The 10,191-nt window shown below is 71.3% G+C and carries 14 protein-coding genes; 7 read left to right on the top strand and 7 right to left on the bottom strand.

The window, feature by feature from the left end:
* Together A2790_RS14035 and A2790_RS14030 are read right to left on the bottom strand one after the other, a co-directional pair.
* Positions 1-257: hypothetical protein (locus tag A2790_RS14035; protein ID WP_293392804.1), on the bottom strand; the 257-nt coding region annotated here is incomplete at its 3' end.
* A 305-nt stretch (positions 258-562) separates the two neighbouring features.
* Positions 563-1,495, bottom strand: a complete 933-nt coding sequence (locus tag A2790_RS14030) for a LysR family transcriptional regulator (protein WP_293392802.1) — start codon at positions 1,493-1,495, stop codon at positions 563-565.
* A gap of 94 nt (positions 1,496-1,589) precedes the next feature.
* Here A2790_RS14030 and A2790_RS14025 point away from each other — a divergent pair, with 94 nt between their 5' ends.
* Positions 1,590-2,243: an MBL fold metallo-hydrolase gene (locus A2790_RS14025; protein WP_293392799.1), complete on the top strand. Its 654-nt coding sequence runs from the start codon at positions 1,590-1,592 to the stop codon at positions 2,241-2,243.
* 32 nt (positions 2,244-2,275) lie between these two features.
* Here the strand turns inward: A2790_RS14025 and A2790_RS14020 are convergent, their stop codons facing one another.
* Positions 2,276-3,832 carry an SH3 domain-containing protein gene (locus tag A2790_RS14020; RefSeq protein WP_293392796.1) on the bottom strand — a complete coding sequence of 519 codons (1,557 nt, stop codon included), beginning with the start codon at positions 3,830-3,832 and terminating at the stop codon, positions 2,276-2,278.
* 185 nt (positions 3,833-4,017) lie between these two features.
* Here A2790_RS14020 and A2790_RS14015 point away from each other — a divergent pair, with 185 nt between their 5' ends.
* Complete coding sequence (locus A2790_RS14015) at positions 4,018-4,434, top strand: hypothetical protein (protein ID WP_293392793.1); 417 nt, start codon at positions 4,018-4,020, stop codon at positions 4,432-4,434.
* Positions 4,435-4,478: 44 nt separating this feature from the next.
* On the opposite strand, the gene A2790_RS14010 is transcribed toward A2790_RS14015, so the two are convergent.
* Complete coding sequence (locus A2790_RS14010) at positions 4,479-4,880, bottom strand: response regulator (protein ID WP_293392791.1); 402 nt, start codon at positions 4,878-4,880, stop codon at positions 4,479-4,481.
* Positions 4,881-4,999: 119 nt separating this feature from the next.
* Between A2790_RS14010 and A2790_RS14005 the strand changes: the two genes are divergently transcribed.
* The 5 genes from A2790_RS14005 (at position 5,000) to A2790_RS13985 (ending at position 8,233) form a co-directional block, all read left to right on the top strand.
* Positions 5,000-5,191, top strand: coding sequence for a hypothetical protein (locus A2790_RS14005; RefSeq protein ID WP_293392788.1), 192 nt, complete (start codon positions 5,000-5,002; stop codon positions 5,189-5,191).
* A gap of 242 nt (positions 5,192-5,433) precedes the next feature.
* Positions 5,434-5,637, top strand: coding sequence for a hypothetical protein (locus tag A2790_RS14000; protein ID WP_293392785.1), 204 nt, complete (start codon positions 5,434-5,436; stop codon positions 5,635-5,637).
* A gap of 49 nt (positions 5,638-5,686) precedes the next feature.
* Positions 5,687-6,667: a TerC family protein gene (locus tag A2790_RS13995; protein ID WP_293392782.1), complete on the top strand. Its 981-nt coding sequence runs from the start codon at positions 5,687-5,689 to the stop codon at positions 6,665-6,667.
* A gap of 262 nt (positions 6,668-6,929) precedes the next feature.
* Positions 6,930-7,640 (top strand): hypothetical protein, encoded by a 711-nt coding sequence (locus tag A2790_RS13990; RefSeq protein WP_293392780.1) that lies wholly within the window; start codon positions 6,930-6,932, stop codon positions 7,638-7,640.
* Entirely contained in the window at positions 7,637-8,233 is a 597-nt protein-coding gene (locus A2790_RS13985) for an RES family NAD+ phosphorylase (RefSeq protein ID WP_293392778.1), read from the top strand. Before A2790_RS13990 ends, A2790_RS13985 begins: the two co-directional genes overlap by 4 nt.
* Here the strand turns inward: A2790_RS13985 and A2790_RS13980 are convergent.
* From A2790_RS13980 to ssb, 3 genes are all read right to left on the bottom strand, one after another.
* Positions 8,230-8,838, bottom strand: coding sequence for a hypothetical protein (locus tag A2790_RS13980; protein ID WP_293392776.1), 609 nt, complete (start codon positions 8,836-8,838; stop codon positions 8,230-8,232). The genes A2790_RS13985 and A2790_RS13980 overlap by 4 nt on opposite strands.
* Before the next feature lie 81 nt (positions 8,839-8,919).
* Complete coding sequence (locus A2790_RS13975; protein ID WP_293392773.1) at positions 8,920-9,177, bottom strand: type II toxin-antitoxin system Phd/YefM family antitoxin; 258 nt, start codon at positions 9,175-9,177, stop codon at positions 8,920-8,922.
* An 85-nt stretch (positions 9,178-9,262) separates the two neighbouring features.
* Complete coding sequence (ssb, locus tag A2790_RS13970; RefSeq protein WP_293392770.1) at positions 9,263-9,667, bottom strand: single-stranded DNA-binding protein; 405 nt, start codon at positions 9,665-9,667, stop codon at positions 9,263-9,265.
* Between the last annotated feature and the right edge of the window lie 524 nt (positions 9,668-10,191).

The following is a 10,191-nucleotide window of genomic DNA, read 5'->3' as shown; positions in this document are numbered from 1 at the left end:
ATCCAGGCGTCGGCGGCCGGCGGATTGCGTGCTTCCCACTCCGCCTGTTCGCGCATCTCGGTTTCGTAGGCGCTCATTGCCTCGTCTTCGACGATCGCCGGCACGTCGCCGCGATCCCAGAGCGGCATCAGCACCGGGTAGTAGCGATGATATCCGGCGTCCCCGGCGTCCAGGCTGGTCAGGAACGCGCGCCACTCGTTGAGCTGTTGGGCTTCCGAGAGCTGGGTCCAGGTGGTGAAGAGGTCGATCGAGGCCATGGGAGGATCTCCGTCCTTGAGCCGCTCACCGCGAGCGGCGACGGCCTCTTCGGGACAGGCCTGGGCGCCCGGCAGTCACCGGAGCCCGCGGCGAAAGCTGGGGGCGGAGGGGAACGGCGCAGCCGTTGACTTACGGGCTGGCCTGGCACGATGGGACGACGACGCGCAGCGCCCGCGCCCCGCCAGGGGCGCTCCGTCCGGCGCCTGCCCGAAGGGCGCGCCGGGAGCAGCGGTCAGGCTGGTCGCGACGGCCCCCGAAAGCGGTTGAGCGTTCGAGCTTCGGGCGACCGCCAGGATGTCTCAGGTTATGCGCGACGGCCCGCCGGGAGCCGATCGGCGCAAAGGCGCTGCAGTTCATGGCAGAAGAGGCGTCCGGCTGGCCCCGGAGGCGCGTCCATGCGCCAGCCGAGCCACGCCGTCGCGAAGGTGACGCCGTCCGGACCGAACTCCTCCACCGGCAGGCGAACCAGCCGTCCGGCGGCGAGGTCGTCCGCCACGAGCCACAGGGGCAGGCTGCCCCAGCCGACACCTGCCACAAGGAGCGCCCGCTTGCTCTCATTGTCGCTGGCCCGCCACACGCCGGGCGACAGCACGCCGAAGTCCTGGCCCTCGGTGAGCTGGGACGGGTCGGGCACCACGATCTGGATGTGGTCGGCGAGGGCGATCCGCGTCAGCGGCTGGCCGCGCCGGGCGAGCTTAGCGAGCGGGTGATCGGGCGCAGTGACCGCGGCGCGCGGGATGTCGGCCAGGAACGACAGCTCAATCGTCGGGTCCGGGATGTCCGCGCCGGTCACGGCTAGCGCACACTGCCGGCTACGCAACGCCGCAATCGCCGATCCGAGCGGCAGGGTCCAGGTCTGAACGCCCACTGTGGGATAAGCCTCACGCACCGCCCTGAGGGCGGCCGCCGCCAGCGGCAATGGGAACTGCGGGTCGAGCGCAAGCGTGAGCCCAAGCTCCAGGCTTTGGCCGAGCCCGCGGGCCCGTGCGCGCAGCACGTCGGCCTTCAGGAGGAGGGCGCGCGCGTCGCCCAGCAGGGTCTGGCCCTCGGGGGTGAGCACCGGACGGCGGCCCGACCGGTCGAACAGGCGCACGCCCAGGTGCGCTTCGAGTGACGCCACGGCATGGCTCACTGCCGACTGCACCCTGCGCAGCCGTTGGGCGGCGGCGCGGAAGCTGCCAGCCTCGGCCACAGCCACGAAGACGCGCATCTGGTCGAGGGTGAGGGGGTCGATCACCGATCTATTCCATCGATCATATCCAGCAAGATTTCAGCGATTGCGCCGATCGCGTCGAGCCTCATCTCCAAGGCGAACCCATGGAGGCTTTCCGATGCAGCAGATCTATCCTGACCTCTGGCAGACCCGCCCCGAGCAGCCGCTGCCAAGCGTGCCCGATCTTGTGACCCGCGCGTATGTGATCACCCGGCCCGATGGAAACCTACTGATCTACTCGACCGGCCTTCCAGACGAGCACCAGGCGATCCGCGATCTAGGCGGGATCCGGCGCCAGTACCTCAGCCACGTGGACGAGGCGGGCCCGGCGCTCAAGACCCTGCGAGAGGCGTTCGGCGCCGAACTGTGGGGCCATGCCGTCGAGGCCGAGGCCGTGGCCCGCAGAGCGGGCGTCGCGCCGGACCGGACGTTCGCCGGTCCAGAGACGCACGGCGACCTGGACGTGTTGCCTCTGCCCGGCCACACGCCCGGCAGCACGGCCTATCTGTACCGCTCCCCTCACGGGCGGACCTACCTCTTCACCGGGGACACCATCGGCCGCGACGACCACGGCGCCTGGACCGCCGGCTATCTGCCATTCAGCGACAGGGTGCAGTTGGTGACGACCCTCAGGCGGCTGGGAGAACTTGCACCGGACGTCGTGCTCTCCAGCGCCTTTGGCCGCAACTTCCCCCACACGGAGATCTCGGCGCCGGGGCAGTGGCGGGCCGCCGTGGACGAGGCCCTGGCCCCGCTTCTGAAGGCGGCCTGAGCGGCTGGATGTCCAGCGGCCGCAAGGCCGCGTCAGTCCAGCGGGTGGATGCGCAGCCGCCGACGGCTGATCCAGCCCACCAGCGGCCGGTCGGAGGCGTAGTCGTAGGCCTCCACCTTGGCCCAGGCGTCCTTGGCCTCCAGCACCCGCAGCGGCTGGTCCGGATAGATCGCCCGGATCGCCAGCGCCTTGGCGTCCGGCGCCGTGCGCAGCCAGGCCTTGTCATGGACGAAGCGCATGTCGCGCTGATCCCGCACCGGCGGCTGCGCCGCCTTCAGCTCATCCAGCTTGGCGATGACCGCGGCCGTGTCCGGCCCGCGCCGCCCGGCCTCATCGCCCTGGTAGGCCATCCAGGCGATCCCGACCGAGATCACGCTCATCAGCGTGCCGACCACGGTCATGACGCCCATGAAGGTGATCGGCCTGTTCTCGCGCCGCAGGACCTCCGCCACCAGCTCCGCCAGGCGCGCCAGGGCGGCCTCCAGCCGGTCGAGCCGGGCCGCCTCGTCGGCCTCGTCCAGGGCGGTCACGCCGGACATCACCGCCGCGAAGACCGGCGCGTCCGGGTCCAGGTCCTCGCCGTAGTGGGCGAGCACTGCGGCGGAGGCGCCACGGGCGGCGACGCCGTCGAGCCCGGCGACGACCGTCGCCTGGAAGCCGGGCCGCTGCATGGCCTCCAGGACGCGGCTGGCGAGGTTCGCCTCGGCCGCGTGCAAGGCGCCGATCGACGCCAGCGCCGCGCCGGGCAGCCGAAAATCGAACTGGGTGCGCAGCAGCCTGGCGACCGAGGTCGCCTCGCCGAACAGCTGGTCGTAGACGCCCAGCTTCGGCTGGAACCCTGGCTGGGCGAGGTGCGGGTAGACCTGGCCGATCCCGAGGACCTGAGTGGCCCGCCGCACGCTCGCCTGCATCTCGGCGATCGCCGAGCCGGCGCCGAGGAGGTCCTCCAGCGGCGAGCGGAAGGTCGGCAGCCGCGCAGCCTGCTCGGCGGCCCGCAGCATCGCCGAGGCGGTTCCGCCATAGAGCGCCCTTTCGGCCGCCAGCAGGCTGGACGCCGGCTTGAACATCGCCTCAAGCTTGCGATCCCGCTCCATCATCTCCTGCATGGGGCCGAGCACCTTGTAGGTCTCCCCCAGCCGCAGGACGCTGGCGGTGCGCCGCTCCATCTCCTGCCTCATCCGCCGGGCCGGGGCGAGCGCCGCCTCGGTGTTGGCGAAGAGGATGCGGCGCAGCCGCTCGGTCTGGCGCTCGTCCGGCTGCAGGTCGGCGGCCTCGCCGGCCTCGGCCGAGAGCGGCCCCATGACCGGATCGCGCGCATCCAGGAAGCCGCCCGCCGCAGCCTCCAGCGCCTCACCCGTGAGCCCGGCCACCGCGGACGCGTCCAGCGGCGCGCCGTCGGGCCGCCGCGCCTGCTCGGCCAGGAGGTCGCGCATCAGGGCGCGGCCGTCCGGCCAGCGGCTGCGCTCCATCCCCGTGCCGAGCCAGATGTAGAAGCGGCTCTTGCGCGCCTCGATCACGACGTCGCCCAGGCCCTCGACGGCGAAGACGACGGGATTGCTGAAGGCGGAGAGGTCGATGGGCTCAGTCACCCGAGCACTTTAATCCAACGGCCGGAGATTCGCGCCGCGACGACGGGCGGCGCCTCATGCGCCGACGTCGCTCTGCGCGCGGCAGCCAGGGTGAGGGCGCCTGCGCCGCGGCTGGCCGCAACCGGTCTTGCGGACGTCCGAAGCCAGATTAGGCTTCGCACCCGAGCACATTTGGAGCGCCCCGATTGGCCGGACCCATCGATCTCGCACCGCTTCTCGGCCGCTGGCGCACCAAGATGCGTTTCCCGAAAGAGACCTTGGACGGCGAGGCCTCCTTTGAGTGGCTCGATGAAGGGGGGCTCATGGTCATGCGCTCCCGCACGCTTGAGGCAGCTCTCCCGCCAACAGCCGTCGCGGTCATCGGCTTCGACGACAGCTCGGAGCGCTGGTCGATGGTCTACCACGACGACCGGGGCGTCTCGCGCATCTACGCCATGACCTTCGACGGGACGACCTGGACGCTGCAGAGCAAGCCTAAGGACTTCCACCAACGCTTTCGGGCCACCGTTGCGCCAGCCTCGATCGAGGGGGTGTGGGAGAAGTCCGACGACGGCCAGACCTGGGGGGAGGACTTCAGCCTCACCTACCTGCGGGCGGCTTGAGACCGCCCCCAGCGCTGTGCATTCGCGCGCCGGCGGCCGGCGGCTCAGGCGCCGCCCAGGTCGCTCTGCGCGCCCAGGCTGACGTTGGCGACGGCCACCACCATCTGGGCCAGGGCGAAGGGCTTGGCGAGCATGATGCTGCCGGGCACGCCGCGCGAAGGCCACTCGTGTCCGCTGGCGCCGCTGACATAGATGATCGGCAGGTCGCAGAAGAGCTCGCGCGCACGCCGCGCGACGTCCCACCCGCTGCTATCGCCCTTAAGGTCGATGTCGGTCACGAGCGCGACGAAGTCCGCCCCCGGCGTCTCGAGCAAGGCGATGGCCGCCGCGCCACTATCCACCGCCGTAACGCGGTAGCCGCCCTCCTCCAAGGCAGTCACGCCCAGATCGCACACGGCCGGGTCGTCCTCCACGTAGAGCACGAGAGGCGCCGGCTCGACAGGCATGACTTCCCCAGCAGGCTTAAGCTTGCGTCGGCTTCCCGACAGTCGGCTTGGAACGAACATGCCCGGCGGAGGTTCCCTCCCAACGGCGCGCTTCACTCCCGAGGCGCAGGCGAGCCGACATGGCCTTTGGAACACGCATCTCCGCCCGCATCACCCGAGGCGGGCTGTTGCTCGACCTCTTCCGGGAGGGCGACGGCGGCCTCATCCTCGTCCCGACCGTGCCGGACTGGGAGCTGAACGCCGCGAGGGCGCATCGCCGCGCCACCCGGCGCCCCCTGCTGCCGCAAACCGCCGCCGACGCTCAGCTCTGATGGACCGCTGACGCGGCCAGGTCGCGGCCCGCTCGACCCGTTGGGCCGCCTGATCGCGGAAAGCTGAACCGCGCGCCGCAGCCCTTGCGCGACGCCCTGGGGCGCCTACATGGCGGGATGCGGGACCGGGCCCCTCTGACGATCACCGTGATCGTGATGTCGGACCGCACAGGTGCGCCTGGGGTCCGTTGTGCTCGTTTCCGCCTGATGGCCGCCAGGTGCGCCTCCAAACGGAGGAGCACATGAAACACATCCAAGTCTGGCGTCTGCGCCAGAGCTACCGCGAGCTGCTGCGGATGATCCGGAGCATCAGTCGCAATCCCGCCGCCCGCGACCAGGCCCCCGACCACGCCAGCGACCTGCTGCGCCGCAAGGACGAGCTTCGACGCGCCATGATGTTCGCGGAGCTGGGTCTTCAGCCCGTTCCGGTGCGTCGCCGTCGCTAAGCGTTGAAGCCAGCGGCGCCGCGCGCCGCGCCTTGCGGGATCTCACATCATGGACATGCTCATGACGGCCGTGCTCGGCCAGCCGCTCTGGATGTGGCTGGCCTTCGCCGGCCTCGTCATACTTCTGCTCGTGCTCGATCTTGGCGTGCTGCACCGTGACCAGCACGAGATCGGGGTGCGCGAGAGCCTCCTGCTTTCCGGCGGCTACCTGGGCCTGGGCCTCGCCTTCGGGGCCTGGGTCTGGCACCAGCTCGGCCGCGAGCCCGGCATCGAGTACGTGACCGGCTTCCTGATCGAGAAGAGCCTGGCGCTCGACAACATCTTCGTCATCGCCACCATCTTCGCCGCCTTCGCCGTGCCGCGGGCCTACCAGCACCGGGTGCTGTTCTGGGGCATCCTGGGCGTCATCGTCCTGCGCGGCGTCATGATCGGCTTCGGCGCGGCCCTGGTGGCGAGCTTCGAGTGGGTGCTCTTCATCTTCGCCGCCCTGCTCATCGTCATGGGGGTGAAGATGTTCTTCGCCGACAAGGCGCCCAAGGACCCGCACGACAGCCCGGTCTACCGCTGGCTGACCCGCCACATCCGCGTCACGCCTGACCTGCATGGCTCCCGCTTCTTTGTGAAGCAGCCCGGCCGGACCGGCAAGCTGGTCTGGTTCGCAACCCCGCTGTTCATGGCCCTGGTCATGGTGGAGCTGGCCGACGTGGTGTTCGCGGTCGACTCCGTCCCCGCGATCTTCTCGATCACGACGGATCCCTACATCGTCTACACGTCCAACATCTTCGCCATCCTGGGTCTGCGGGCGCTCTATTTCGCCCTGGCCGCGGTCGTCGCCCGCTTCGCCTATTTGAAGCAGGCGCTGGCGGCCCTGCTGGTCTTCATCGGCGCCAAGGTGTTCTTCGCCGAGGCCATGGGCTGGGAGAAGTTCCCCGCACCGGTGTCCCTGGCGGTCACCGCCCTGCTGCTGGCCGGCGGCATCGGCTGGTCGCTGTGGAAGACCCGCCAGCCCGCCGCCGTGGCGGCCCAGTAGCTCCAGCGAGGCGCAGGTCCCGGCCTGCGCCTCGCCGCGCCCAAGGGCCGCCGTCCGCGTGAGGGATCGCAACCCGCATGGGCGGAGACCCGGAACGGGGCTCCGGGAGCCGGCCAGGCCGGCGAGTAGAGCCCGGCCCGCCGCGCCAGCGGCGGGACACGCCCAACCTCTCGCGGCCAAAGGGACGCGCAAGAAGTTGTCGAAGTTGCGAAAGTTGCATCCAAGCCGCAACAGGACCATATTGCAGCCGAGGAGTCCGCCCATGGCCCAGGCCCAGAAGTCCACCGACGGCGGCGCGATGCGCAAAGGCGCCACGCGCAACGCCGGCAGCGGCCAGTTCGTCTACGCCTACAAGGTCAAGGGCGGCGCCCGGGCGCTCGAAAAGATCACCCCGCCTAAGGACGCCACCCTGGTCATCATCCCGGAAGGCGCCGCCGACCAGAGCTACCTGGAGAGCTCGGGCCTGGTGGAACGCTATGGACAGGTGCGGGTCCAGGACGCCAGGGGCCGCATCCTCGAACGCGCCCAGCCGGGCCCGACTGCGGTCATCGACACCGAAGCCTTCGAGCCCAGCGCCAAGGCCCGCGCCCTGCTGCGCGGCGTCCGCACCGCCCAGGAGGACCTGAAGCGGGCCGGCGGCGCCTATGAACTGGGCGAGGTGCGCGCCCTCCTGAACGGCGTCTCCCGCCAGGCCGTGGAAAAGCGCGTCCGCGAAGGCTCGCTGCTGGCGGTGCCCGGCCCCAGCAACCGCCGCCGCTTCCCCACCGTCCAGTTCACCGACGACGGCGAGGTGGTGGACGGCCTGCGCGAGGTCCGCCAGGCTCTGCCGTTCCGCAATCCCTGGGCCTTGCTGAACTTCCTGGTGAACCCCGATGATCGCCTGGGCGGCCGCCGCCCGATCGACGCGCTCAAGGCCGGCGAGACCGCCGAGGTCGTCGAGGCCGCGCGCCGCATCGGCCAGCAGGGGGCGTGACGGCGCCGCGCCCGCCCGCGGACCTCGCCGGCCGCACGCCGCTCACGCTCACTCTGACGACAGGGACCGAGCTGCACAGGTTCTACCCCGCGGGCCTCGAGCCGATCTATTTCGACAACAGCCTCTCCGGCCGGCTCAACGCGCCGGACGGCCGCTACGGCGTGCTCTACGCCGCCGCCCGGCCGCAGGGCGCCTTCGCCGAGACCTTCCTGCGCACGCCCGGAAAAACCCTGCTGGCCCCGGAGCTCATCGCCGCCAAGGGCCAGGCGCTGCTGAGGACCCTGCGCCCGCTCACCTTGATCCAGCTGCACGGGCCGGGCCTCGCGCGCCTGGGCGCCACTGCCGAGGTGACGCACGGCGGCCTGCCCTATGATGCGCCCCAGGCCTGGTCGGCGGCCCTGCACGACCATCCCCTTCAGGCCGACGGCGTCGCCTATACGGCCCGGCACGACGACGCCGAGGTCTGCTACGCGATCTTCGACCGCGCCGCCACGGCGCTCACGCTTGAGGCCAAGACCGAAGACCTCGACAACGAGGAGGGCTTCTACCTTCTGGCCGAGCACTATGGCGTGGGCCTGGCCCCCGCCCGCTAGGCGTCCAGACGGGGCGCGAGGCTGGCGCGATGGCCCTCCGAGACTCGGCCGAGCAGCTCGGCCACCGCCGCCTCCAGCATCTCGCGCGCGTCGTCCTTCCCCATGCCGGCCCCGACGCTGGCCAGCGCCGCCGCCTTCATCAGCCCGAGGAACACCGCCTCCAGGGCGCCGCCAAGCGACAGAGAGTCCGGCGCCTCTTCCACCAGCGGCCGCATCACCGCCAGCACCCGCTCATAGGCCGCCTCGGCGAGGCCCTCGTAAGCCTCCCAATCGAGCCCGCCCTCGACCCGGCTCGGCCGCGCTGGAGCCGGCGCTGCGGCCACGGCCGTTTCGATCTCCTCCACCGCCGCGTCCACCAGGCCCGGGAGCTCGCCGGCCCGCCGGTCGAGCTCGGCCCAGGGGATCACCCGCACCCCCAGCCCCTCCTGCGCGACCAGTTCGGACTCGCAGCGGCCGGCGATGCGGGCCTGGACCGTCAGCCCTTCGCCCTCGCCCCATTGGGTGAGCAGGCGCACCCGCATCTTGCGCGGCGAGCGCTGGCGATGGTGCTGGGCCCGCGCCAGGGCCTCGGCGACGGCGGCGCCCACTTCGGTCTGGTTCGGCATCGGCGGTCCTCCCAAAGCCGAGGCTGCGGCGATTCCATGCCGGCGCCGATTCAGCGGCGGTCGCCCCCACCAGGCCGCCCGCTAATCCGAACCCTTCAGACTGTAGCGATGCTCGGGCGGGATTTCCGCCGCCGTGTTGGCCGCAACCTCGGCCTCGGAGAGATCCTCCGAGGCCGGAGCGGCGCGTTCGCTCTGTTTTAGCCAGTGGAAGGTCTCGGCCGAGACGATGTACACGGTCTCCCGCCCCTCCCGGGTGACGCGGACCGGCGCGCTCAGGGCGAGGTCATGAAAGGCTGCGAAGTTGTTTTCGACCTCGCCGGCCGAGGCGGTGACAGGCACCAGCGGTTCTCCCAGCGTCCTCATCCGACGGAACACACGACAAGGACAAGGCCCGCCCGGCGAACCGGGCGGGCCGCGCGCGCCCTCAGAAGGGGATCTCGTCGTCGAGGTCCGGCTCGGGGGCGGCCTCGCCCTGGGCGGCCTCGTCGCGGGGGCTCGCCAGCTTCTCCACCCGGTGGCCGGCGCCGGTGACGGCGATCTTGGTGGCCTGGCGCTTCTGGCCCTGAGCGTCTTCCCAGGCCTCGTTGCGGAGCATGCCTACCACCTGGATCAGGTCGCCCTTGTCGACGTACTCCTCCAGGAACTTGACCGTGCCCGGGGCGTAGGTGACCACCCGGTGCCAGGTGGTGCGCGACTTCTTCTCTCCGGACTGCCGGTCGCGCCAGCGTTCCTCGGTCGCGAGGCTGAAGTTGGCGACCTTGTCGCCGGAATTGAGGGTGCGGATCTCCGGTTGGGCGCCGATGCGGCCGGTGAGGACGACGAGGTTCATGGGGTGGCTCCTTGGGCTTGACCGGCCAGACCTGTCTGACCGGCTCGCGGACATCGCCGCGATCACGTCCCCTTCGGACCAGGGCCGTCAGGGCCGGGACGAAAGCCCGCGGGCGGTGGAAACCGGCCTGCACAAGCGCAGCGCGGAAGGCCGGAGGGTCCGCCGGCCCGCGCCTCGCCCCGCGAGGTCGGCTTTTGGACCGGGCCGGCCCGGGTCAGGGATCGTGATGGAGAGCGGCGTTCCTGCGCGCCGACCGGACCGGATCAGGCTCCCGCCAAAGGACCTCGCCCCGGCATCCTCGGCCCCACTGCCCCGCGCGGAGCGCCGGAGCCGAACTCGACCGCCAAGGCCACAACCCCCTCGCGCACCACAGACCTGGCAAGCCGGCCGCCGAGAGATCAGCGCGGCCAAACACCGAGGTCAGCGCCGCGCGCCGGAGAGGAAGGACCGCGAGGGCGACGAAGCCGGGCCGGCGCAGGGTTGGCCTCTCCGGCCGGAGGCCGGCAGACCCTGGCCGCAAGAGG

Source organism: Phenylobacterium sp. RIFCSPHIGHO2_01_FULL_69_31, from assembly GCF_001824475.1.
In the GTDB taxonomy this organism is placed as follows: domain Bacteria; phylum Pseudomonadota; class Alphaproteobacteria; order Caulobacterales; family Caulobacteraceae; genus Phenylobacterium.
The sequence above is the reverse complement of the archived record's forward strand: the minus strand, read 5'-3'. Positions and strand labels throughout refer to the sequence as shown.

Excerpts from the sequence above, each read along its gene's own strand:
- A2790_RS14025 (WP_293392799.1), top strand. The coding sequence starts at position 1,590 with ATGCAGCAGATCTATCCTGACCTCTGGCAGACCCGCCCCGAGCAGCCG.
- A2790_RS14010 (WP_293392791.1), bottom strand. The coding sequence starts at position 4,880 with ATGCCTGTCGAGCCGGCGCCTCTCGTGCTCTACGTGGAGGACGACCCG.
- A2790_RS14005 (WP_293392788.1), top strand. The coding sequence starts at position 5,000 with ATGGCCTTTGGAACACGCATCTCCGCCCGCATCACCCGAGGCGGGCTG.
- A2790_RS14000 (WP_293392785.1), top strand. The coding sequence starts at position 5,434 with ATGAAACACATCCAAGTCTGGCGTCTGCGCCAGAGCTACCGCGAGCTG.
- A2790_RS13995 (WP_293392782.1), top strand. The coding sequence starts at position 5,687 with ATGGACATGCTCATGACGGCCGTGCTCGGCCAGCCGCTCTGGATGTGG.
- A2790_RS13990 (WP_293392780.1), top strand. The coding sequence starts at position 6,930 with ATGGCCCAGGCCCAGAAGTCCACCGACGGCGGCGCGATGCGCAAAGGC.
- A2790_RS13980 (WP_293392776.1), bottom strand. The coding sequence starts at position 8,838 with ATGCCGAACCAGACCGAAGTGGGCGCCGCCGTCGCCGAGGCCCTGGCG.
- ssb (WP_293392770.1), bottom strand. The coding sequence starts at position 9,667 with ATGAACCTCGTCGTCCTCACCGGCCGCATCGGCGCCCAACCGGAGATC.